This is a genomic window from Variovorax sp. (assembly GCF_965279555.1).
GTDB lineage: Bacteria > Pseudomonadota > Gammaproteobacteria > Burkholderiales > Burkholderiaceae_C > Variovorax.
Genome location: NZ_OZ257247.1, coordinates 1,624,797 through 1,647,667 on the forward strand (window position 1 = coordinate 1,624,797; position 22,871 = coordinate 1,647,667).

The following is a 22,871-nucleotide window of genomic DNA, read 5'->3' on the forward strand; positions in this document are numbered from 1 at the left end:
GGGGTCAGGCGAGAGGGGCGTCGTTGTCTTGCTGGAGTGTCAAGGCCATTTCGACCTGGCGGATGACAGGAACCGCGCCACGCGCGCTGGCGGCCCGCAGCAGCGGGCTGCCCTCGGGCTCGTCCACCAGCCGCCAGCGGGTGCCGGGGCGGGCCGTTGCAAGGGCGTCGAGCAGTTCGTGCGCGGCGGTTTCGTCGAGGGCCGCGGCGTCGAGCAGTGCACCCTGGCCGTCGCCGGCCTGCGGCATCACGGCGTAAGCGCAAAGCGTGTCGTTGCGCCACACGCCGAGCGCGACGGCGTGTTCGCGCACCAGGGCGTCCAGCACGGTCGGCCATTCGCGGCGCCAGGTGGGCCGGGAAACCTCGGCGCAGGCGTGGTGCAGCTGCTGGAGCGCGGCGGGTTCAGGCCGCGTGCTGGCTTTCCTGCGATGTTTTTCGAAGCTCCATTCGCGCACGTCGAGCGAGCGCAACTCCTTGAAGCCGGCCTGCCGGTAGAGCGCGCGCGCCGGGTTCTGCTCGATCACTTCGAGAAACGCCTGCGCGATACGGGCCTGCGACAGCGCCGCGGCCTGCGACTTGATCAGTTGCCCGGCCAGCCCTTGCCGCCGGTGCGAATCCGCAATGCCGAAGCCTGCGAGGTAGGCGCGCGGCCCGCGCCGGCCGACCAGCGAGATGCCGCAGGCCGTGCCGTCCATCGTCAGTACGCGCGAGAGCGACAGGTCGACCTCGCCGCGCCGCAGGTGGCGCTCGAAGCGTTGCTCGTCGAACGCGATGGGTACGAAGTAGCCCTCGTAGGCGCGGTTCCAGAGCGCGGTGAGTTCGCCGCGAGAGAAGTCCGTGGCGGGGACCACCGCCATGCCGCTGCTGTTCTGCATGAAGTGTCAGGCGACCGGGAGCTTCGCCACGAAACAGGTTCCGTCGTCCGCGCAGGAGGTGACCTCCAGCGTGCCGCCGTGGGCTGCGACGATTTCCGCGCAGATGTACAGGCCCAGCCCCAGGCCGCCGCCGGGCTTGCTGTTCTCGGGGCGCCAGTAGGGCTGGAAGATCTTGGTGATGTCGCCGGGCGGAATGGGCTCGCCGCCGTTGGCGACCGACAGCACCAGCTGGCCTTCGCGCACCTCGGCGCGCACCACGATCGGCTGGTCCGGCGCGCCGTGCGTGACCGCATTGCCCAGCAGGTTGGACAGCACCTGCTGGATGCGCCCCTGGTCGCAGCGCACGGTGCCGCTGATGGAGAGTTCGTCGCGAATGTCGAGCGCCGCATGGGCGGCCCGCACTTCGTCGATCACGTCCTTGAGCCCCGAGGCCAGGGAACCGGCTTCGCGGATCTCCAGGCCCATGCCCGAGCCGAGCCGCACGCGGGCAAAGTCGAGCACGTCGTCGATCAGCGCCGACATGCGGCGCGTGCTGGCCTTCAGGCGGGTGCCCAGCTTCACGAGATCGGGCTCGGCCTGCCGGCGGATCAGCAGTTCGGCCGCCGCGCCCACCGACGACAGCGGGTTGCGCAGGTCATGCCCCAGCACGGCGATGAACTGCTCGCGCAGTTCGGCAGTGGCGTGGGCGGACTGCAGGGCGGTTTCGGTGCGCTCCTGGCGGTCTTCGATCTCCAGCTGGCGTGCGATCAGGTCGGCAAAGGCGGTGAACATTGCCACCACGCGCGGTTCCGACACCTGGGCCGGACGCGGGTCGATGGCGCAGAGGTTGCCGAAGTAGTCGCCGTTGGTGTGGATGATGGGCACCGAGATGTAGCTCTCGATGTTGTACAGGCGCGGCGTGTGGTGGTCGAAGTAGACGGGGTCGGTGCTGGCCTGGTCGATCACCACCGGCTGGCGCGCCGCGCGCGACTCGCTGCACAGCGTGGTCCGCACCTCGAGTTGGCCGCCGGGCTTCAGGCCGAACTGGATGTTGTCTTCCACCGCGCACGCGGTCCAGGTGCCGTCCGTCACGCGGGCCACGGCCGCGAAGCCCATGCCGGTGTGCTGGCAGATGACCTTCAGCAGCGAGGGCACCGCACTGATGCGGCCGATGGCCGCCACGTCCCGCGCGATGGCTTCGTCGGTATCGACGGCGGCTACAGGCGCGGGAGAATCGGGAGAAGTGCTCAAGATGCTGGAATGGTACGTCAGGGGCGCCGCCGAGGGGCGCGGCCGGTCAAGGCTTCGGTTCGCCCAGCGAGGCGAGGCAGCCCACGATGGCGTCGGCCGCCTCGTCCAGCCGGGGGCCGGGGCGCATCATCAGGTCGAAGCGGGCCGAGGCGAAGCTGCAGACCCGCCCTCTCTTTATTGCCGACATGGCCGACCAGCCGGGCCGTCCGGCCATGGCCGAGATCTCGCCGAGCGCCGACACCATCAGCACGTCGGGGTCGGCGCGCACCACGAATTCGGGGCTCATCTTGGGAAAGGGGCCGAGCGTGCCTGGCACCGCGTTGCCCAGCCCCAGGCGGGCCAGGGTTTCGCCGATGAACGAGCTTTCGCTGGCCGCCGCCATGCCGCCGTGCACTTCGAAGTACACGCGCCGGCCCTGCCAGCCGGCCGGCACGCGCGCCCGTGCGGCGTCCAGTCCGGCATCGAGCTTGCGCCAGAAAGCCTCGCCGGCGCCCGGGCGGCCGGTGGCGCGGGCCACGGTCTCCATCACTCGGCGCATGTCGGCATGAGTCTTGGCGTCGAGCGCCAGCACCTTGATGCCCAGGCGCTCCAGCGGCTCGGCGGCACGGCTGCGCGGGCGCAACAGGACCAGGTCGGGCTTGAGCGAGACGATGCGCTCGATGTTGGCGTCGTCGATGCCTCCCACCTGCGGCAGGCCCTTCACCGACGCCGGCCAGTTGGCATGGCGGTCGATGCCGACCAGCCGGTCGCAGGCGTCCAGCGCGCAGACGGTTTCGGTCAGCGAGGGCATCAGCGACACGATGCGCCGCGCCGGCGCCTGCAGCTCCAGCGTGGTGCCCCGGTCGTCCTGCAGCCGGATGGCCGTGCCGGCGGCATGCGCGGCCGGGCCGAAGCCCAGCGCCACGAAGGCCGCGGCCTTGGCGACCCGGCGGACGGTGGAGGACAGGAGCTGGCGCGGGGCGGAGATCGGCAGGGCGGAAGAGGTCATCAGGCAGGCGGGCGTTGGCCCGCCTATTGTCGCGGCGTGCGCAGGCGCAGCAGCCGCGCGGCCTCTTCCTCGCGCGCGTCGTCCACCTCGCGCAGCACATTGCGCAGGTCGACCGGGCCGGTCTCGGGCATGTAGCTGCCGGTCAGCTCTGTCTCGGGGCGCAGCTGGCCGCGTTCGTAGAGGTGCCAGATCTCTTCGCCGAAGCGCGTCTCCAGCAGCGCGGGCGCGAACTGGCCGAAGAAGTTGCGCAGGTTCTCTACGTCGCGCAGCAGCATGCGCCTGGCGTGGTTGTTGCCAGCGGCGTCGACCGCCTGCGGCAGGTCGATGACCACCGGGCCGTCCTCGGCCAGCAGCACGTTGAACTCCGAGAGGTCGCCGTGCACGATGCCGGCGCACAGCATGCGCATCACCTCGCGCAGCAGGCTGGCGTGGTGGCGCAGCGCGTCTTCGGGCGAGAAGGCCACGTCGTTCAGGCGCGGGGCGGCGTCGCCGTTGGCGTCGGTCACCAGGTCCATCAGCAGCACGCCCTCCAGGAAGTTGTGCGGCGTAGGCACGCGCACGCCGGCGGCGGCCAGCCGGTAGAGCGCATCGACCTCGGCGCTCTGCCAGATGGCCTCCGTCACCTGGCGGCCGAAGCGCGTGCCCTTGGCCATGGCCCGCGCCTCGCGGCTGTTCTTGACGCGGCGGTTCTCGGTGTAGTCCACGGCCTGCCGGAAGCTGCGCTTGTCGGCCTCCTTGTAGACCTTGGCGCAGCGTGTCTCGTCGCCGCAGCGCACGACATAGACCATGGCTTCCTTGCCGCTCATCAGCTGGCGCACCACGGTGTCGATCAGGCCTTCGTCGATCAGGGCCTGCAGTCTCTGGGGTGCTTTCATTGCGATGCCTCCTCGGGCGTAGTGGAACGGGTGGCGAGAAAGTCCCGCAGGCTTTGGGCGCCGACCTGGTAGAGCCCGTCGTGCCGGTACGGCGCGAAGCCCAGGCGGTGGTTGATGGCGAGCATGGGCGCGTTGACCTCGGCGTTGCTGGTGATGGCGAGCTTGACCTCGGGATGGCGCTCGCGCACCAGCTGCAGCATGGCCGCCTTCACACCCTTGGCAAGACCCTTGCCGCGCCATTTGCGCGACACGGCGGTGAGCCGCTGGCTCATGCGGTCGGGGTAGAGCGCGTTCCAGCTGGCCTCGCACACCGCGGCCAGTTCCTCGCCGTCGAGCAGCAGCACCAGGAAGTGCTCGCCGCCGCGGCGGTCCATGTCCGCGTACCAGGGCGCGAAGTCTTCGAGGTCGTAGCGAAACGGCGGACGCTCCAGGCCTGAGGTGGGCGCGTCGTCGAGCAACGACGACATCGGCCCCATCAGCGTTGCCAGCCGCTCGTGCGGCACGCGGCCGGCATGCACCTCGGCGCGGAGGCCGTGGGCAGGCGCAAAGCCTTCGGTGCGCCAGCGTGCGAGCTCCTGCCAGTCGAGGCCGTCGAAGCGCATGCGGTTCTCGACGCTGCGATGTTTTTCGCTCGCGCCGACGGCCTGCAGGAAGGCGTGGCCCCCGGGCATGTGCGCCTTGATGGTCGCGATGGATTTGCCGTGCAGCTCCATCTGCGCCAGCAGCGTGCGCAGCAGGGCGCTTGCCACGCCGCGCCGGCGGTGCGGCAGCAGCACGCCGCCCCAGGCGTCGATGAAAGGCGCGAATGGCTCGCTGCCTGGAGTGCCTGGGCGACGGAAGCTGGTGCTGAGGCTGCCGATGAATTCGCCGTGCTCGCTCACGGCCAGCACGCGATGAACGGCATAGAGGGGGGCGGCTTTCAGCACCTCGCGCCGCCGGTCGGCGTCGGGCTGAACGGGCTCGCCGGGATGGTCTTCCTCGGAGCGCAGGCGCCAGTAGGCAAGAAAGCGGTCCCAGTCGGCTTCGCTCGCGCGCTGGGGATCGAACACGGTGGTGGTTACGGTATGCCGCGAATGCGCGGCACGGGGTTCAAGCATGGGTTTGCCTTGATTCGAAAAGGAACGGGGCGCTGCCGGCACACGCGTGCTGGCGGCGGCGTTTGAATCGGGGCGGTTTGTCGCTGCGGCGAAATGGCCGCGAGTGCCGGACCGGCCGTGCCCGTCAGGGGCACGTGCTGCGCGGAAACTGCGTCAGCAATCGGTCAGAGGGTGGCGGGATGCACGACAAACCGCACGATGGTGGGGGCGTGAATAGCAGTGTCTTCCATCGCGTACCTCCTTCTGTGGCTGTTTGTCGGAGCAACGAATGTAGCTGGCTTGCAATGCGCTGTGAAGTGGCGTGTGGCTTTTGGCGCCTGCTCACTTGCGCATCTTGTGTACGAGCACAGCCACCGCGGAAGACACGAAGACCGCCGCCAGGAAGCCGCCCCATCCGCTCTTGCGCCGCAGGAAGTTGCTGATGAACACACCGCCGGTGAGCAGCCAGATCAGCGGACTGGAGCCGGCCAGGAAAGACGTGACCACGTAGAGCGCCTGGAACATCATGCTGACGATCCAGCCGATGTGGGAGAGGGCGCTTGGCGCGGGGGCGGCCGCAGGAGTGGATTGCGCAGATGGCGCTTGCGTCTGCGCCGGCCGCGCCGCGGCCTTTGGTGCGGCCGCTGCGGCCGCTGCGGCCGCTGCGGCTGCCTGCGCGCGGGCCGCATCGCGCTGTGCCTTCTTCTCTTCGGCGATCTGCTCCGCGGTTTTCTCCAGCACGGGCGCCGCTACCTGCGCGGGTTGCCACCACGCAGGCCACGGCGCCAGCCCTGCGGCCGACTGCTTGCGGAACCGGCCCGCGGGCAGGCTGCGTTGGGGTGGCGTCTGCTGCACGGCCGGCGTGGTCGCCTTGCCGCCACCGTGCTTCGCGGCCAGTGCGCGAACGCGTTCCACATAAGGAGCACCGCGTGCCGCGTCGGTCATCGCGATGAAGTTCGCGTAGCCGCGCAGCGCACCGATCACGTCGCTGTTGCCGTTCCACTGCAAGCCATGCGGCCCATTCCGTTCGGCCTGGTGCAGAACGGCGCGAAAGCGGCGCATCGTGTCGCGGTCGAGAGAGAGCTTGTCGTTGACCACGATGCCCGTCACATGCTGCTGCCGGTGCCTGCGCATGACCTGCTGCTTGTCGGGGTGCACCGTGAGGCCTTCGCTGGCCACGATCTGTTTCACGCGCCACAGCAGCTTGGCCGTGTCGCGGCTGTGCGCGGCGTCGGCCGAGAAGCTCAGGTCGTCGGCGTAGCGCGTGTAGAGAAAGCCGAGCTTGGCGGCGCTGGCGGCCAGCCGAGCATCGAGGCGGCGGCACAGCAGGTTGGTCAGCATGGGGCTGGTCGGCGCGCCTTGCGGCAGCACGCGCTCGCCACGCGCGACGAAGTAGCGGCGGCCGTCGAGCTGCACTTCGTCGGTCGGCGCCTCGGTGCACACCAGCGCGAGCAGGCTCGCCACCTGCGGCGAATAGCCCAGCTGGCGAAACACGCCGCGCACGCGGCGCATGCCGATGGACGGAAAGAAGTCCGTCAGGTCGAGGTTGATCACCACGTCCTGCCCTACGTGCGGCGCGGCATTGGTGAGGATCGAGCGGCCCGGCAGGAAGCCGTGCACCGCGTCGTGCACCGGCATCTTCGCGAGGATGTTGTCGAGCACCCAGTACTGCGCGCGCTTCATGCGCGGCATGGGCGCGGAAATATGGCGCTCGCCGCCGCTCTTCTTGGCAATGGTGAAGCGCTGGTAGTGGCTCACGCTGGCCACGTCGCGGTGCCAGGCCAGGAAGCGCAATTCGCCCAGGCCGATGCCCATCGCCTGCGCGAGGTCGCCTGCGTGGTGCAGCGCGGGCAGGGCGTTGCGCGCCAGCACCTGGGCGTCGCTCTGTGCCTCGCCCAGGCCGCCCGACACGCCTTCGCCAACGTAGAGCAACTCGCGCTGGCGCCGCTCGTGCCATGCGAGGGCGCGCGCATGGCGGCCCTGGGCTAGGCGCTGGCGGGTTTCCTCGCGGCGTTCGCGGGCCTTGGCCATGCGCTCCTTGCGCATCGTCTTCAGGGCCTTGTCGCGGTCCTCGATGCCGCGCAGCTCCTCGCCGAGCTTGCTCAATGCGGCCTGCAGCTCGCTTTCGCGGCGGATCAGCTGCGCCTCGACCGTGGGCTGCGCCGCGTCCTGCGGCCAGAAGCCCAGGCGCTGCATTTCCTCGAGGACCACTTCCTGCTTCGAACTCTTGCGGATGCGCTCGTACAGCTGCTCGCGCGTGAGTGCCGAGTCGGGGATGGAAGATGCGGGGGGAGACTGCATGGTCATGGCGCTGCGCCACCGCCCGATGCACTGCTGAAGATAAAAAATTGCGAACGAAGCGGGAATCTCGTCGAAGAGCCTCGGGACTGGAGGGCTCCACTCGACGCCGTACACGCATGGTGACGCCGATGAGCTTCGAGGAAGCCGTACTGTTGTCGCGTCACCATGCGTGTACGGCACAGTGAAGAGACGTCCAGTGACGCTTGGGAAGTGCTGTGTGCGAGGGTGGCGATACGCCAACCGGATTGCAAGAGCCTTCCCGCTCCGTTCGCAAAAAGCAGTGTATCAGCCGATGCGTGCGATCCTTTCCTGATCTGTCGTCGTTGTTGCGTTCTGGATGACGGCCGTGGCCGGCGAGGCCGACAGGCGCAGCGCGAGCATGTGCTCGCACGGCCCCTTGGTCATGCGATGGCGCACGAAATGGCTGCATTGGCAGTCGCCCGAGGCCACGCGCTGGTCGGTGTCCAGCTGCAGGCTCACCAGGTATTCGCGCTGGCCGGCGGCGCCCTTGCACTTGCCGCTCAGCACGAGGCCGCCGTCGGGCCGCGCCTGCGTCTTCACGTTGGCGATACGGCGTGCGCGCACCAGTTCGGCGGCGGCCTCTTCCTCGGGGCTGGCGTAGCGCAGCTTGTCCATGGGCAGCGGCTCGCGGCTGAGTTCGCGCAGGCGCCAAACGCCGTGCGCCAGGTCGTACACCACGCGGCCAGCCTGCACGTAGCCGCCGAGCGCCGCATCGACCGTGAGGGTCGACAGCCCGGTGGCCGCCGCCAGCTCGGCGGTGGTGGCGCGCCAGCGTTCGCCCAGTGCCGCGAACACGCGCAACTGGCTGTCCTGGTCGACCGTGTGGCGCGGCTGCAGCAGCTCGAAATGGCCGTTGCGCGACCAGTCGTTGGCGGTCCAGCCCGAGAGGCCGAGCGTGAATTCCATGTCGGGCAGTCGCGCCACCCAGAAGCTGGGCATGCCCGTGCCCAGCAGGTGCACGGTGAAGCCCTGCGCCACAGGCACCAGGCGTTCGAGCTGCAGCAGCCGGCGCCGGCCCCACACGCGGATGTCGATGTCCGAGGTGGCGCTGTGCGTGGAGCGCGGGCACACCAGCTCGTGCCCCCAGGGCTCGAACAGAATGCGCACCGGCTGTCCCGGCCGCAGGATGAAGCGCAGCGAGCGCGGCCCCACGCGCTCCTTGCGACGGCGCAGCACGAGGCAGATGTTGTGCACGTCCATCGGATGCAGCTGCAGCCGCTGCGCCGGCAGCAGCATCGCGCTGCTCACCTGCAGGAAGCCGCGCACCCAGCTGTCGGGCACGTCGATCTTCGGCTCGTGGAAGGCCGGGTCGTTGTCGCTCTGCACCTGGAAGCCGCCGGGGTCGATGGCCAGCCGCGTGGTCTTGTAGTCGCGGATCTTCTGGAACTCGTCGTACAGCGATTCCGAGTAATCGACGTTGGTGGTGCCGAAGGCGTGGTCGCTCACCCGGTCGAAGATGTCGTGGCTGCACGAGAACATGCCGTAGCTCGACTCGTCCTGGCTGAAGCACTCGAAGAACACGCGGTCGGGGTGCACCGTGATCACCGGGTCGAGCACGAACCACGCCTCGCGGTTGACCTTGTAGATGTGGTCGAAGTAGCTCTTCTGTGCGCGCATGAAGGGCTGCAGCACGGCCGACTTGCGCTTGCGCAGCTCGGCAAGTTCGTCGCGAATGGGCGCCATCTGCGTCTTCAGTTCATCGCTGCGCGCCATGAACTGCCCGAGCAATTCGCCTTCCTGGCCGGCCAGCCATTCGAGGTAGGCGCTCTTGTCGCGCGGCTGGAAGCGCAGGTCGCCGACAACCACGTCGTGCAGGGCCGACATGCCTTCGCGGAACGGCAGGTGGCGGTTGATGTCGGCCACGAAGTGCACCGGCGCGCGCAGCGTGTCGGGCGCGAACTGCAGCGCGGTGCTGTCGGCCGTGTGCTGCGCGCCGGAGTGGCCGAAGTAGCGGTACTGGAATCTCATGCGGCGCTTCCTCCGCCCGTTGCGGCAGGTAGCGCGCGGCGCGGCGCAACGCTGCGTACCGGGGTGGTCTGCAAGGGGTTGTCGAGTTCGGGGAACTGCGCCTGGATGCCGCGCAGCCCCGCCACGTACTGTGCGCGCTCGGTGATGGCGCCGGTGACGGCCTGCCGGGCGAACACGCGCGCGACGATGCGCGCGATGTCTTCCGAATGCGCCGCCTGCGCCGCCAGGAACTGCATGACACGCGCCTTGGCCAGCCGGCCGCGGTTGGCCTGCGACAGCACGCTCAGGAAGTAGGGCTCCAGCCGCGCGAGCACGTCGGGCTTCTGTCCGGCGGCCGAGGCCAGCCAGTTGGTCACGAAGAGCTGCATGCCGGGCGAGGGGTGCTGGCTCAGCTGCAACATGTAGGTGGTGACGTCGGTCACGTCGAAATGCGTGGTGAGCAACTCGCGGCCCAGCCGCTGCGCGCCGGCGTCCTTGTGGTCGCACAGGCGCACCAGCAGCGCTGGCGTCCATTGGGGTGCGCTGCCTTGCGCGCCGAACCACTGGCGGGCCCAGTCGCGGGCGTCGTCCCAGCGGCTGTCGAACATGCGCAGTGCGTCGCCGAGATTCGCGAGCGTGCGTTCCGGCTGTGCGGCGAGCTGGTCCATGGCCCAGCGGCGCGCCGCGGCTGTATCGACGAGGCCGAGGCTCGCGGTCTGCAGCACGTCGAAGCCCTGCGGGTCTTGCTGCGGTAGCAGCCATGCGCCGAGTTGCTGCGCGCCCTTGCTGCGTGCTTCGAGCAGGCGCAGCGTCACGGCGGGCTCGCCCCGGCGCGTGTGCTCGGCGAGCGGGCCGCGCAGCCATTGCAGCAGGGCGTCGAACACGCCATCGGCGGCTTCGGCGCGGAACAGCTCGTCGCGCAGCATCGGCATCAGCGCCGCACCGAAGGCCGGATGCTGCGGCAGCAACTGCGCGAGCTTCGGTGCCACGGCCGCGCGAACGGGCGCCATCGGGCTGGCGCAGAAGGCCGCGAACAGCTCGGGCTGGCCGAGCAGCGTGTCGTCGGGCAGGGCGGTGAAGAGCCGCACGCCCGCGCCGCGCAGGCGCGCATCGTCGGACTGCAGCAGCCGTGTGAGCACGCCCACCGGCAGGCCCTGCACGGAAGCCGGGTGCAACAGCAGCCACTCGGCCGCGGTGGCCACCACTTCGGCGGCGGGATGATCGAAGAGCGAAAGCAGCTCAGGCAGCGGCGCCTTGGCCGCCGCGGTGCGCAGCAGGCCCTGCAAGGCCCACTGCAGGTTCTCGCAGATGGCGGCCAGTTCGGGCGTCTCGGCATCGCTGGCAGTGAGCCAGGCCAGAAGTTCGACGCACAGCGCATCGAGCGTCGAGAGGTTCGACGCGGCGGCCTGCAGCAAAAGCCGCGAGGCACGGCGCACTTCGGCATCGGCCGATGTCAGCAGCATCAGCAGCAGGTCGACCTGCTGGCTGTACAGGCCCGGATCGCGCGCGATGCATTCGAGCGCGTAGGCGCGCGCCTCGGCGAGCGGAGAGCGCAGCAGCGCCGGCAGCCATTGCATGGGCGCCGTGCCCGCCGCTATGCGCTGGCGCGCGATGGCGAGCGCGAAGCGCGCGGTGTCGTCCCAGGTGCTGGCGAGCAGGCTCCACACGGTGGGCGCGTCCAGCGCTTCGCAGAAGGGCTTGTTGTCTTGCATTGCGCGGGCGGCAAAGGCGTGCACCGCGGCGCAGCGGCCTTGCTGCATCAGCCGCAGCAGTGCTTGCGGATGGCGGTCCCAGCGCTCCGGCCAGGCTTCGGTGCGGTCGATGCGCTGCGTGGGCAGCGGACTGTGGCGGCGCCAGCGCAGGCCGCCGCGCTGGGCTTCCCATTCAGCGTCGTGGCGATGCAGCAGTTGCATCAACACCAGCCAGCCGCTGTAGGGGCCGGTGTGCCAGCGGCTGGGTTCTTCGCTCCAGCGCGGGTCGCGTTGCTGGCCGGCGGTGCCGGCCTCGGCATCGTCGGCGGCGAGCAGCACGCCCATGGCCAGCTGCAGCCAACTCGCCTCGTCGGCCGTGCCGGCCAGCGCCAGCCGGCGCAGGCTGCGCCAGGTGCGGCGGCGCAGGTAGTCGCGCGTGCGGTGGCTGTAGGCGAGGCGGCTGTCGGGCCGCACGACCTCTTTCGCAATCTCTACATATCGGCCGTTCGCCATCGCCCAGCGCCCGCCGGATCGGAAGGCGGCGCGCTGTGTTTCGAGCCTCTGGTGCAGCACGCCGAGCAGCGCGTAGTCGCCAGCGAATTCGGCACCCTTGTAGAGCCGCCGCCATGCACGGAAGCTGCCGGCCGCGAGCTGCAGCGTCTGCCCGATCTCGCGCAGCGCCGCGTGCACCAGACTGTCGGTGGCGGGGCCTTCGAGCAGCGACAGGTCGAACAGCTGCTCGACCCACGCCGCGTACTTCATTCCGTTCCACAGCGCGGTGTCGGCCAGGTGATCGCGCAGGCGCGGCATGGCTTGTTCAAGCGGCAGCTCCAGCAACTCGGCCCAGGCGCGGCGCAGCGCGGCCGGCCAGTCGTCGGCAATGCGCGCCATCTCGCTGGCGCGCTGGTCCTGCGGCCACAGGCTCAGTGCGGCCCAGCGTGCCGCGCGCGTGACCACGGGCGTGCGGCCGCGCTGGGACAGCTCGCGCATCGCCTCGAAGGCACCGCCGTCGCCGCAGCGGCCGATGGCCCATGCAATGCAGTAGTCGAGCATCGGCTCGCCGGTCTCGATGATGTCGACGAGCCGTGGCACGGCTGCGGCCAGCCGGCGTTCGCCGATGCGCCACACCACGCGGCTCTGGCGCACCGGCGGCAGCAGGCGCCAGGCGTCGGGGTGGAGGCTGGCGAGCAGCACGGCGTCGCCGGGGTGTGCAAGTGCAACGGGGGCAGGCGATGCTGCCGGGGCGCTGGCAAGTGCGGTGCCCTCGATGGTGTAGCCCTGTGCGATCTGCGCCGCCACGGCCTGCTCGAAGGCGGCTGTGGCGGCCTCCAGCGGCAGCGGCGAGGGGGTGTAGACGGTTTCCTTCCACTGCTGGCCGTCGCGGCTGCTGCTCACGTGCACCACGTGGCCCGGGGCTTCGGGCAAGGCAAACAGTTCTACCGTGCTGAAGCCGCTGGCGCCCAGCGCGCCCGGCTTCATGCGGATCAATTTCTCTGAGCGAATGCGCTTCACGCGGAGGCCTCCCTGCCTTCGGGTTGGATGCTTGTGCTTCTTGTTCCGGCGAGCATCTTAGCGGGCATGCGCGCCTGCCGGCCATGTGTAGCATCGCGCGCAGCAGACATCTTTCCGAACAGGCAGGCAATGAGCGCGATGGCGAATACGGAACACCTACAACAATCGAGTTTTCTCTACTTCACGGGCCAGGGCTCGGACAAGGTCTACCAGGTGCACCTTCGCCAGAAGGACGACGGCTGGGTCGTCGACTACGGCAACGGCCGGCGAGGCGGCACGCTCGCCACGGGCACCAAGACCAGCAGCCCGCTCGCCTACGAGGCCGCGCTGAAGATCTATGAAAAGGTCGTGAAGGAGAAGACCTCCAAGGGCTATACGCCCGACCAGTCCGGCGCGCTCTACACCTCGACCGAGCTCGCCGGCCGCGTGAGCGGCGAGCTGCCGCAACTGCCCACGCTGATTGCCGAGGAGCAGCTGGCGCGCTACCTCGACGACCCCGGCTGGGGCCTGCAGGAAAAGGCAGACGGTGAAAACCGCATCCTGCTGATCGAGGGCGGCACGGTGCGCGGCACCAACCGGCGCGGGCTGTTCGTCGACATACCGCAGGCATGGGCCGGCACCGCCGACGCGAACGCGGATGCCGCGCGCACGGTGATCGCGGGCGAGCACGTGGGCGATGCTTTCCTGGCCTTCGACCTGCTGGAGATGGCGGGACAGGACCTGCGCGGCGCGCCCTTCATCGAGCGCTTCACTTATTTGCAGAAGGCCGCATCGACGGTGCCGTGGATCACGGTGCTGGCGCTCGAGCTGAGCGCCGAGGGAAAGCGCCGGCGCGCAGCCGAGCTTCTGGCCGCGCACAGTGAAGGCTATGTGCTGAAGGCGCTCGACGCGCCGTTCGCGGCGGGCCGCAGCAGTGCCAGCCTGAAGTTCAAGTTCAACCAGAGCGCGACGTGCGAGGTGCTCCGCGTCAATGCGCAGCGCTCGGTGGCCGTGGGCTTGCGCGACGAGGCCGGCGCGATGATCGACCTCGGCAACGTGACCGTGCCTCCCGGCGAGGCGCTGCCGGCCGTGGGCACGCTGGTCGAGGTGCGCTACCTGTACCGCTACGCAGGCGGCAAGTTCGAACAGCCTGTCTACAAGGGGCAGCGGCCCGACATGACACCGGCCGATGCGGTGCTGTCGCAGGTCACGCGCATCAAGGACCGCAGCGCCGCGCTGGAGGAAGACGGCGAGGCCTGACGCACTTCAGCCGAACGCGGCACGAAGCCGGACCGCGAGACGGTTCGCCTCGGCGGCGCTCGCGATGTTGGTGAAGCCCATCAGCAGCCCTTCGTCGCCAGCTGCCACGATGCGCCGGGCCGACAGCGGCTGGCAGTTCAGCCCGGCCTGTTGTGCGCGGCGGGCCAGCTCCGAATCGCTGTGGCCGAGCCCGTCGAAGCGGGCGATCAGGTGCATGCCGCCGCTCTTCAAGTCGATGCGCACCGCGTCGCCGAAGGCTTTCAGCAAGGCCGAGGCAAGCATGCTCCGGCGGCGCGCGTACAGCAGCCGCATCTTCTTCAGGTGGCGCGAGAAATGGCCCTCGCGCATGAAGTCGGCCACGATGGCCTGCGTGAGCTGCGGGCTGCCGTTCGAGCCGATGCGCGCGGCCTCCTCGAAGCGCGCGCGCAGCGACTCGGGCACCACCAGGTAGCCCAGCGCCAGCCCCGGATACAGCACCTTCGAAAAGCTGCCCGCATACAGCACGCGGCCGTTGCCGTCGAGGCTCTTGAGCGCCGGCAGCGGAGGGCCGGCATAGCGGTACTCGCCGTCGTAGTCGTCCTCGACGATCCAGGCATTGGCCTTGGAGGCCCATTCGAGCAGCTGAAGCCGCCGCGCGAGCGACATCGAAACGCCCAGCGGTGCCTGGTGGGAGGGCGTGACGGGCGCCGCCGCGCGGCCGGGCACTTCGGTGAAAGTGATCTCTTGCGAGCCGCTGCCGCATGTGCCTGGAAAGTCCGTCACCACGGCCATCGTCGACTTTCCGCCGATGGCCTGTTCGCCGGCGCATCGACATCCGGGTTCGGTGACCGCGATCATTCTCGAAGGCACGGTGCGCTCGCAACTGGCCGGCACGCCGCCCGGCAACTACCGCACCGGCGAGACCTTCTTCGAGCCGCCCGGCACGCTGCACCTGTTCGCGGAGAACCCCGAGCCGGTGAAGCCTGCGAAGCTGGTTTCGGTGTTCGTGACCGAGGAGAACTGCGGGCCGCTGGTGCTTCCGCCCTGACGGGGGCCTATCGCTTCCAGAACTGCCAGCGCGGCGCTTTCGGTTCGGGCGGCGGCTCTGCCGCTGGCGTTGCGCCTTGTGGCAGCAGCGTGCAGGCAACGTTCGAGATGCGGCCGGATTCATCGAAGCTGATTTCGATGTGCCCCTCGCCCGCGCGCTCGGCCCGGATGGCCGCCGCGCTGCTCGATGTGGCCTCCAGGCCCTGCTGCCGCAGGAAGCTCGTCGCCATCCGCCTGTGGTCCACGTCGAACTGCGAGATCACCTCCATCAGCACCGTGACCGCGCGCGGCAGCGTCACAGGTGCCAGTACCTCGCGCGGCACGCCGTCGAGCAGCACGAAGAGGGCGCCGCCGTCGTAGGGCGCGCGGTAGTAGCAACGCCCGCCTTCGAGGCCGCCGCACGTCATGGCGATCATGTGGTCGGTGAGGGCATCGTCCAGTTGCAGCGACGCGGCGGTGAAAGCCTCGATCGACTCCGCTTCTCCGCGCTGCCGGATGCGCAGGGCCGCCTCGGTGTGCTGTTCGGGGATGTTGCTCTGCGCGTTGGCCCAGACCCACAGCCACGTGCCGGGGCCGAAGGCGTGCGTGCCGAGCAGTTGCGCGGGGTAGTGCAGGTCATCGCCGAAACTCAGCACGCCCTTCTGCACGTCGATGCCCCAGGACCTTTCTCCGATGACATCGCCCAGTGCCATCTGTCTGGCCAGGGCGGAGGCTGCATGGTCTGAAAAATGATCCTGGAATGTGCTCACGTCAGATCCTGTGTTCGTTGATGAAAGCGCTCAGCGTACCCGCTCCCCGTCGCGCACCGATTCCACCGCCCCGTTGTAGAAGCGCACGATGCCCAGGAAGTTGCCCTGGCCTCGGTTGTAGACCCAGTCTTCCATCGGCACGCATTGCTGCGTGATCACCTGTTGCGCCGGGCCGCCGGGGTAAGGCGAAAGCACCCAGGCGACTTGCGGGCGCGGCACGCAGACGAATTCCTTGGACATCGGCTCGCCGCATTTCTGCACCACCGAGTACTTGGAATCGCCCGCGCCCGAGAGCATGCCGCCGCAGCTCAACGATTGGGCAGACGCGCCTGCGGCATGCAGGAGTGCGGCAATACCGAAGAGAAGGGCGCTCGCGGTGGTGGTGCGCATGGGCGGCAGAGGAGGGCTGTTCAGCCTTGGACTTTAGCCGCTGCCCGGAGCCTGGGGACTTTGCACGGCCCTCATGCGGGGTGGCGGCTGACACGCGGGCACTGCGAGCGATGCGAGCATCGAGGCTCGACTATCGAACCCGGAGGACCACCCCATGACCAGAAAAATCCTGATTGCACTTGCTGCATCGCTCACGCTGTTTGCCGCCGGCACCGCCAGCGCCCAGATCGGCAAGGCCGCCTCCGATGCGACCGACGCCGCCAAGCACAAGATCGACGAGAAGCGCGCGGACAGCGACGCCAAGAAGAGCGGCCCGGTCGGCAAGGCCGTGAACAACGTCAAATCGGGCTATCACAAGAACCGCTCGAAGAACTCGGCCGAGAAGGCGAAGAAGGCGTTGAAGGACGCGGGCTGAGCCTCGGCCGAGCGGATCAGGGCTGCCGCGGCTGGATCAATGGATCGAGTCCCGCGCGCAGTTGCCTGATGGCGATTTCGTGGCGCAGCGTCTGCGGCCCGCGGCCGTAGGTGCCTGCCTTGCGGATCAGGCGCAGCTGCTCGCGCTGCAGCCTGGTCTTCAGCCGCCTTGCGCGCCAGCCGTAGGTCCAGCCCATTTCGCGGCGGACCTTGTAGCGCTGCATGGGCGCACCCAGCCGCACCCATTCGTCATCGCGGATCAGGTCGCGCTCCGGCACGAATACGGCCGCTAGGGCATGCAGGTGGGCGCCGTTCTCTTTGACGGCCACGCGCCAGATCAACCCGGCCGCGATCATCACGGGGATGCCCTTGACGAACAGCAGCACGGCCATTTCGCCGTAGCCGTTGTCGAACAGGTCTTCGAGGAATGGCGAATTCCAGATGAAGTGCATGGCCCACGCGAGCGCGAAGCTCAGTAGTGCCGCCGCCACCCGCACAGCCATCGGCCGCTCGGGATGCAGCAGGAACCAGGCGATGCCGAAAGACGCGATGGTGGTGTAGGCCGCATGGCTCCAAAGTCCGCTCATGAGCCCGCGCGTGAGCAGGTTGAGGAACACCGGATAGACCTGGTTCTCCAGCGGAAAGTGCATGGAGGCGTTGACGGTGTAGCTCAGGTTCTCGATCACCTGGAAGCCCAGCCCCGCCAGCGCGCCGACGATGAGCACCGAGAGATAAGTCTGGAACTGGTTGCGCGCCACCAGCACCAGCAGGATGACGCCCGCGATCTTCAGGAACTCTTCCGTGATCGGCCCCGCGATGGCCGGACCCCACACCGCCACGAACTCCGGCGATATCAGCTTGGCGCACAGGCTCTGGATCGCGATGTTGGCCGGCGCCGCGAAGTAGACGGCGCCCAGGCCGCCCCAGGCAAAAGCCAGGATGAACGCCTCCGGCGGATGCTGCTCGAGCAGGTCCAGCGTGCGGAAGGCGGCCAGGAAGAGCAGCGTGTAGAGCCCCCACACCAGCAGCCCCAGGAAGGCCGTGACCGGGACCACGCGGAACCCGAGCGAGAACATGTTCACCGTGTAGAACAGGCCGTTGACGATCAACGCCGTGAGCACCCAGAACGCCGCGCGCTGCGGCTGGAAGAACGAGTCGGTGCCGACCGGCCATGAGGCCTGGTCGTTGTAGAAGACGGGAGCGTTGATGTTCATTCCTGCGGTGCCTCCAGGTCCATGGAGTCGAGCATGCCGCGGGCTTCCGCCAGCGCGTCGTCCAGCCCGTCGTTGGGGCCGTAGAAGTCGATCTGCACCAGCGACTTGCGCCGCAGGTCGACCACCTGCCAGAAGCGACCGGCCAGCTTGGAGCCGTAGTACGCGAAAGTCTTGCCCTGCAGGCCCCATGAAGTCACGAAGTCGGACACGTCGCCGTCGATGGTCAGGCCTTGGCCGCGCTCCATGAGCCGTTGCTGCCGCACCAGCGGACCGTCGGGGCCGCCCGCCCATGGCTCCGTCGTCACCCGAAACTTATGGCCGCCCTTGAGCAGCATCAGCGAGCGGCCGGCCTTGGAGCGCGCCACGTCCATCTTCCACCCATCGGCCGGTACGAACCGCGCCTGGCCCGCGTCGATGGTTTCGCCGGCAGCCAGCGGCCGGGCGCCGGGCGTGTGGCGGTCCCAGAAGGTCAGGCCTCCGACGTACACGGCAATGGCGAGGAGAACCGCGAACGCGCCGGGCCAGGTGCGGTAGGGGATTCGGCGGGAGGGCTCGTGCATGGGTTGATCGTGCCATATGGACGGACTATGTTCAGGGTGGCGGCGTGCCGGCCAGCGCGTCTCGCACGAACTCGAGCATCCTTGCCCACGAGTCGCTCCGTGCCCGCGCCGTTCCCTCGGGCGTACCGCCCGCGTTCATTTCTTCTCCGGACACGGGATGCCTGAAATGCAGCGTGGTCGTGGGCCCGTTGGGCCAGCCGATGCTGTGGCCGGCGCTCTTGTAGCGCAGGTGTTCGACGCGATGGGGGAAGTTGTTCCGTTGAAAGCGCCGGACGGCGATGTCCGTCAGTTCCGTCGACGGCCACAACTGATCGTCGATGCCCGAGATCATCAGCACAGAGCCGTTGATTCTTTCCACCGCGATGCCGGCGCGCTCCTCGGCGGAGGAACTCTCTGAGAACGGTATCTCCTTGCCGCCCAGTGTCCAGGCGCTGAAGCCGTTCTCCGGATACGCGCCATGCACGATGCCGCTAGGCACGTACGCGACGACAGTGCGGATGACCGGGTAGCTCGCGCCGAGCAGCAACGCCAGTTCGCCGCCGCGCGAGGCGCCTATGACGCCGATGCGATCCGCTGCAGCTGTCGGTTGAGCCGCCAGCCACTGCAGCGCGGTGCCGAAATATTCGAGGGGAATGCGATCCAGCGTGGGCGGCAAGCCTTCTGCTGCAAAGTAGGCCAGTGCCAAGCTCAGGTAGCCGTGGGACGCCATCAGCGCGGCCGTCTCCTGGGACCACTCGATGCCTCCGCCCGAACCTCCCAGCACCAGCAACGCCGGATGCGGACCCGTACCCGGTGGCTCGAACAACTTGCCCACGAGCCCGTTGGCATCGACTGCTCGCGAGGTCACGCCGGGGCCCAAGTAAACGCGCCGAATCGCGTGGGAGATCGATTGCCGGCCATCCGCGCTTTCCGCCGTCAGCGTAGTGGTGAGCGGGTCGTCGCTCAGTCCGGAAATCGCGGCGGCCAGTTCGCCGGTGATCGGTACGCGAGACCAGAACAGTCCCATTGCATTCACGCTGTCGTACGAGCCCGAGATTGGTGCGTGCGCGACGAGGTCGATCACGCCGGCGGCATCGGCTTCGAAGGTGGCTTCGGACAGGAACACTGTGCTCTTGAAGCGATTGCCGAGCTTCAGGACGACTGCCTCGCCGGGCACTGCACCCCGGACGCGGATCTCCAGCGAGTGGTCCACGAGACATTGCGTCGGAAGCGTGTCGAATTTCATCATCTACTTATGTTCCCCTTGCTGTTCAAGAGCGCGGTCCGCGCAGCTTCGCGATACCGAAGCCCAGCGCAACTGCCGCCACAAGAAACGCAAGCACAGCCAGCCACACCGACCGTGTGAGCCCGTATGCGCCCAGCGCCAAGCCTGCCGCAACAAGCGCGCCGAGCCATTCAAGCATCGGGTCGAGCCAGCTCTTGGGCTTGCCCGGCGCCCGCTCAGGCCGGGAGGCGGAAGGACTCGGCTTCGGTTTCTTCCTGTCGGCCGTTGGGAACAGGCTTTGCAGTTCTTCGGTTGGCCAGAACCCCGCATCAGTCAAGCCCGTGCCCGACAACAGCCAGACGGAGTTCGCGCCGTATGCCGACAGGTCTTTCGCCAGCGCCTTCATTTGGCCACTTGCGGCATCTGGCGTGTCGATGGACGCGATAGCGGCGTGCAGCCATTTCCCGGCTTCGGCTGCGTCGGGCAGTCCGCTGGTCCTCAGCAGGAGATGGTCCGCGAAACCATGTGCGATCAGTTCTGCAAAGCCGTCGTAGATGGGCCGATAGCGCTCGCCGACCGCTGCCAGGATGGCCTCCCGCCGGCTCGCCAATCGCGTCAATGCAGTTCTCTTGTCGGTCACGAGGTAGGGGTACGCGGCCTCCCCGCCGAAGCCGTTCATGCATTCTGCGCGGTCCACGGCAGCGTCGTCGTCGTCGATGTCGTACTCGTCGATGAACCGCGCATGCCGGATGTCGTCCGTGCTGAAGAGCGCGCGCCAGAACAACGGGAAGAACGCATTGGCCTCCAGTTCACCGCCGTGCCCGAAGAAGCCGCGCCATTCGTTGCGGCTGCCTTCGGGCATGCGGGGCAAGGCTGAACTGGACAGGAAGACGGGATGCGACATGGATTTCTTCCGGCGTGGCGGCACAAGGCTGCGTAGATTACTTTCTTGTCATCGGCTTGTCAGGCGATCGGTGGATGGGCTTCCTAGAGTGCGGCGCAGGCGGGCATTTCGTTCGTCCGTTCACAGCAAGGCAAGGCAAGAGAAGGAAGACCGTGGCACGCATCAGACTTCATATTCCCGCCGCGGCGGCGTTGCTCGCATTGGCCGCCACCGGCGCCTCCGCATCGGGCACGCATGCAGGCGGTCACGACAACGGCGCCGACAGCGCAATCGGCAAGCCCGGAATCGCCGGAAAATCGGTTCGCACGATCAATGTCGACATGACCGACAACATGCGCTTCACCCCGTCCGACATCAGCGTGAAGCAGGGCGAGACGGTGCGCTTCGTTGTCAGTAACGTGGGCGTGCTGAAGCACGAACTCGTGCTGGGAACCGGCAAGGACCTGCGCGCGCACTACGAGGCGATGATGAAAAACCCAGAGATGGAGCACGCCGATCCGAACATGGTGACGCTGGCACCGGGCAAGACCGGCGAGGTGCTCTGGCAGTTCACGCAGGCGGGCAAAGTCGATTTCGGCTGCCTGCAGCCGGGCCACTACGACGCTGGCATGAAGGGCGGGGTGAGCGTGGCGAAGGCCGGCCGCTGACCGCCTGCTTGATCGCCGCTCAGCCGCCGAGGGGCGAGCACAGCTCGACCAGCGTGCCATCGGGGCAGCGCACATAGGAGACCACCTGTCCCCACGGCTTGGAGACGGGCGCGGACAGTTCGGACGCGCCGGCCGCAATGGCTCGTGCATGCGCTCCCGCGACATCTTCGGTAACGAAGCCCAGTTCCATCCCCAGCGGCTTGGCCGAGGCCGATGCGGCCACATGCCCCTGCGGGAAATTCGATTCCGCAAGCTCGTGCGCGGCAAGGGCGAGGGTGGTCTCGCCGGTCGCGAGTTCGCCATAGGTGTTCGATTCGTGGAGAAACTTGCGCGTGAAGCCGAAGGCCTGTTCGAAGAACCGCAGCGATTGCGCGACGTCGGGAACGTAGACGATGGTGTAGCCGAATTTCATGGGTGTCGAATGCGTGAATGCGGGGTCGAGTGAAACAGCCGGCACTCTATCTGGAGTCGATTCGCGGTGCTAACCGGGGAAGGCCGGGCAGCTCGACCGCCTTGCAGCGCCGGATCACCTCGGCGAAGCAGGGCTCGAACACGCGGTTGGCGGCCTCCCATTTGCCGTGTTCCTGCAGGTAGGCGGGCAGCAGTTCGTCCAGTTCGGCCCATACCGCAGATTCGTCGACGGTGTGCAGCCTGCCGCCCTGCGAGACGATCTGCCCGGCCACCATCACGAGTTCGACCGAGCTGCCGTTCTCGCAATAGACCAGCTGCTTCGCGATGTCGTTGAGCGGCCGGAAGTTGTCGTTGTCCAGGTCCAGCATCACGAGGTCGGCCGCCTTGCCGACTTCGAGCGAACCGGTCGTGTCGTCGAGCAGCGCGGTGCGCGCGCCGTCGATGGTGGCCATCTTCAGCACCTCGGCGGCGCGCGGCCATTCGGCTGCATCGGGGCCCGGGCCGTTGTGCATCAGCGCGGCGAAGCGCATCAGGTCGAACACGCGCGCGCTGTCATTCGACGACAGGCCGTCGGTGCCCAGCCCGATGCGCACGCCCGCATCCATCAGCTTGCGGATGGGCGACAGGCCCGAGCCCAGCTTGAGGTTGCTCAGCGGGTTGTGCACCACGGTGCAGCCGGCCTCGCCCATGCGCGCGATGTCGGCGTCGGTGAGCCAGATGGCGTGGGCCAAGGTGGCATGGCGGTCGAGGATGCCGATGTCGTGCATGTGCGCCAGCAGCGTCTTGCCGTAGAACACCTGGCCTGCCACGGCCTGCACCTTCGTCTCCAGCAGGTGCGTATGCAGCGGCACGCCGTGCTGCACCGCCAGCGCGTGGCAGGCCTGCAGCATGTCGACGGTGCAGCGCTGCGGCGCCGATGGCGTGATGGCGAAGCGCAGGCGGCCATCGGCCTGGCCGTGGAACTGCCGGAACGCCTCCTGGCAGTAGGCCGTGTAGTCGGCGGGCGTGGTCGGCGCGCCGAATTTCAGTTGTGCGCTCAGGTGTTCGGGGAACAGCTCGTGGCCGAAGGGCGTGGAGTCGAGCACCGGCGTGTTGAGCACCGCGCTCGACACATTGACCCGGATGCCCGCGTCACGGTATGCGCGGAACACGATGCCGAGCCGGTCGATGCTGTGCGCCATCGGATCGAAGAAGTCGTCGCACAAGGTGGTCACCCCGCTCTTGAGCGACTGCATGGCGAGCAGCAGCGTGCGCAGGTAGAGCAGGCGGTCGCCGATGGGGCTGCCGCTGAGGTAGGTGTAGGCGTACAGCAGCCAGGTTTCCAGCGGCATGCCTTCGTAGCGGCCCTTGAAGAAGGTCTCGCTCGAATGCGTGTGTGCGTTGACGAGGCCGGGCATCAGCAGCTTGCCGCGCGCTTCGATGAGCGTGCATGCCTGCGGCACGGGCAGGTCGGGGCCGATGGCTTCGATCCCGCCGCCTCGCACCAGCAGGTCGGCGCGCGCGGGCTGCGTGCCTTGCGGGCCGGCCATGGTCAGCACTTCCGCGCCGCGGATCAGGGTGAGGGCGGGCGTCGTCGTCATGCGCGGGTCTTCGTGTGT

At 68.4% G+C, this 22,871-nt stretch carries 20 protein-coding genes and 1 pseudogene; 4 read left to right on the plus strand and 17 right to left on the minus strand.

Annotated features, from left to right (window positions below):
• Positions 1–4: 4 nt before the first annotated feature.
• From ACQY8B_RS07780 to ACQY8B_RS07815, 8 genes are all read right to left on the minus strand, one after another.
• Complete coding sequence (locus ACQY8B_RS07780) at positions 5–874, minus strand: GNAT family N-acetyltransferase (RefSeq protein ID WP_422086174.1); 870 nt, start codon at positions 872–874, stop codon at positions 5–7.
• A 6-nt stretch (positions 875–880) separates the two neighbouring features.
• Positions 881–2,104 carry a GAF domain-containing sensor histidine kinase gene (locus ACQY8B_RS07785; protein WP_422086175.1) on the minus strand — a complete coding sequence of 408 codons (1,224 nt, stop codon included), beginning with the start codon at positions 2,102–2,104 and terminating at the stop codon, positions 881–883.
• Positions 2,105–2,150: 46 nt separating this feature from the next.
• On the minus strand, positions 2,151–3,092 hold the full coding sequence (locus ACQY8B_RS07790; protein ID WP_422086176.1) for an ABC transporter substrate-binding protein: 942 nt from the start codon (positions 3,090–3,092) through the stop codon (positions 2,151–2,153).
• A gap of 23 nt (positions 3,093–3,115) precedes the next feature.
• On the minus strand, positions 3,116–3,967 hold the full coding sequence (locus ACQY8B_RS07795) for a PA4780 family RIO1-like protein kinase (RefSeq protein WP_422086177.1): 852 nt from the start codon (positions 3,965–3,967) through the stop codon (positions 3,116–3,118).
• Positions 3,964–5,064, minus strand: coding sequence for an N-acetyltransferase (locus tag ACQY8B_RS07800; RefSeq protein ID WP_422086178.1), 1,101 nt, complete (start codon positions 5,062–5,064; stop codon positions 3,964–3,966). Before ACQY8B_RS07800 ends, ACQY8B_RS07795 begins: the two co-directional genes overlap by 4 nt.
• Positions 5,065–5,385: 321 nt before the next feature.
• On the minus strand, positions 5,386–7,344 hold the full coding sequence (locus tag ACQY8B_RS07805) for a reverse transcriptase family protein (RefSeq protein ID WP_422086179.1): 1,959 nt from the start codon (positions 7,342–7,344) through the stop codon (positions 5,386–5,388).
• A 285-nt stretch (positions 7,345–7,629) separates the two neighbouring features.
• Positions 7,630–9,333: an SWIM zinc finger family protein gene (locus ACQY8B_RS07810; RefSeq protein ID WP_422086180.1), complete on the minus strand. Its 1,704-nt coding sequence runs from the start codon at positions 9,331–9,333 to the stop codon at positions 7,630–7,632.
• Positions 9,330–12,515: a hypothetical protein gene (locus ACQY8B_RS07815; protein ID WP_422086181.1), complete on the minus strand. Its 3,186-nt coding sequence runs from the start codon at positions 12,513–12,515 to the stop codon at positions 9,330–9,332. Before ACQY8B_RS07815 ends, ACQY8B_RS07810 begins: the two co-directional genes overlap by 4 nt.
• A 138-nt stretch (positions 12,516–12,653) precedes the next feature.
• Between ACQY8B_RS07815 and ACQY8B_RS07820 the strand changes: the two genes are divergently transcribed.
• Positions 12,654–13,754 carry a hypothetical protein gene (locus ACQY8B_RS07820; RefSeq protein WP_422086182.1) on the plus strand — a complete coding sequence of 367 codons (1,101 nt, stop codon included), beginning with the start codon at positions 12,654–12,656 and terminating at the stop codon, positions 13,752–13,754.
• Positions 13,755–13,760: 6 nt separating this feature from the next.
• Here ACQY8B_RS07820 and ACQY8B_RS07825 read toward each other — a convergent pair whose 3' ends face one another.
• Complete coding sequence (locus tag ACQY8B_RS07825; RefSeq protein WP_422086183.1) at positions 13,761–14,525, minus strand: PLP-dependent aminotransferase family protein; 765 nt, start codon at positions 14,523–14,525, stop codon at positions 13,761–13,763.
• On the opposite strand from ACQY8B_RS07825, the pseudogene ACQY8B_RS07830 reads away from it, so the two are divergent.
• Positions 14,434–14,781, plus strand: a pseudogene (locus tag ACQY8B_RS07830) (cupin domain-containing protein); the annotation flags it as partial. The gene ACQY8B_RS07825 and the pseudogene ACQY8B_RS07830 sit on opposite strands and share 92 nt — an antisense overlap.
• Positions 14,782–14,788: 7 nt before the next feature.
• Here the strand turns inward: ACQY8B_RS07830 and ACQY8B_RS07835 are convergent.
• Together ACQY8B_RS07835 and ACQY8B_RS07840 are read right to left on the minus strand one after the other, a co-directional pair.
• On the minus strand, positions 14,789–15,529 hold the full coding sequence (locus ACQY8B_RS07835) for a DUF6882 domain-containing protein (protein WP_422086184.1): 741 nt from the start codon (positions 15,527–15,529) through the stop codon (positions 14,789–14,791).
• A gap of 30 nt (positions 15,530–15,559) precedes the next feature.
• Positions 15,560–15,919, minus strand: coding sequence for a DUF2845 domain-containing protein (locus tag ACQY8B_RS07840; protein ID WP_422086185.1), 360 nt, complete (start codon positions 15,917–15,919; stop codon positions 15,560–15,562).
• Positions 15,920–16,073: 154 nt separating this feature from the next.
• On the opposite strand from ACQY8B_RS07840, the gene ACQY8B_RS07845 reads away from it, so the two are divergent.
• Positions 16,074–16,334 (plus strand): hypothetical protein, encoded by a 261-nt coding sequence (locus ACQY8B_RS07845; protein ID WP_422086186.1) that lies wholly within the window; start codon positions 16,074–16,076, stop codon positions 16,332–16,334.
• A gap of 16 nt (positions 16,335–16,350) precedes the next feature.
• Here the strand turns inward: ACQY8B_RS07845 and ACQY8B_RS07850 are convergent, their stop codons facing one another.
• Genes ACQY8B_RS07850 through ACQY8B_RS07865 form a run of 4 tightly spaced genes read right to left on the minus strand, consistent with a single transcriptional unit; the run spans position 16,351 to position 20,215 of the window.
• Complete coding sequence (locus ACQY8B_RS07850) at positions 16,351–17,547, minus strand: PrsW family intramembrane metalloprotease (protein ID WP_422086187.1); 1,197 nt, start codon at positions 17,545–17,547, stop codon at positions 16,351–16,353.
• Positions 17,544–18,107, minus strand: coding sequence for a hypothetical protein (locus tag ACQY8B_RS07855; RefSeq protein ID WP_422086188.1), 564 nt, complete (start codon positions 18,105–18,107; stop codon positions 17,544–17,546). The genes ACQY8B_RS07850 and ACQY8B_RS07855 overlap by 4 nt, the downstream gene beginning before the upstream one ends.
• Before the next feature lie 31 nt (positions 18,108–18,138).
• A complete protein-coding gene (locus tag ACQY8B_RS07860; RefSeq protein ID WP_428745008.1) occupies positions 18,139–19,332 on the minus strand; it encodes an acyl-CoA thioesterase/bile acid-CoA:amino acid N-acyltransferase family protein in 1,194 nt (397 codons plus the stop codon).
• 25 nt (positions 19,333–19,357) lie between these two features.
• Positions 19,358–20,215 (minus strand): hypothetical protein, encoded by an 858-nt coding sequence (locus ACQY8B_RS07865; protein WP_422086190.1) that lies wholly within the window; start codon positions 20,213–20,215, stop codon positions 19,358–19,360.
• 161 nt (positions 20,216–20,376) lie between these two features.
• Here ACQY8B_RS07865 and ACQY8B_RS07870 point away from each other — a divergent pair, with 161 nt between their 5' ends.
• The gene (locus tag ACQY8B_RS07870; protein WP_422089168.1) at positions 20,377–20,862 is read left to right on the plus strand and encodes a cupredoxin domain-containing protein; all 486 of its coding nucleotides are present in this window, start codon (positions 20,377–20,379) and stop codon (positions 20,860–20,862) included.
• Positions 20,863–20,881: 19 nt separating this feature from the next.
• Here the strand turns inward: ACQY8B_RS07870 and ACQY8B_RS07875 are convergent, their stop codons facing one another.
• Complete coding sequence (locus tag ACQY8B_RS07875; protein WP_422086191.1) at positions 20,882–21,274, minus strand: VOC family protein; 393 nt, start codon at positions 21,272–21,274, stop codon at positions 20,882–20,884.
• A gap of 46 nt (positions 21,275–21,320) precedes the next feature.
• Positions 21,321–22,853, minus strand: coding sequence for an amidohydrolase family protein (locus ACQY8B_RS07880; protein ID WP_422086192.1), 1,533 nt, complete (start codon positions 22,851–22,853; stop codon positions 21,321–21,323).
• Positions 22,854–22,871: the final 18 nt, after the last annotated feature.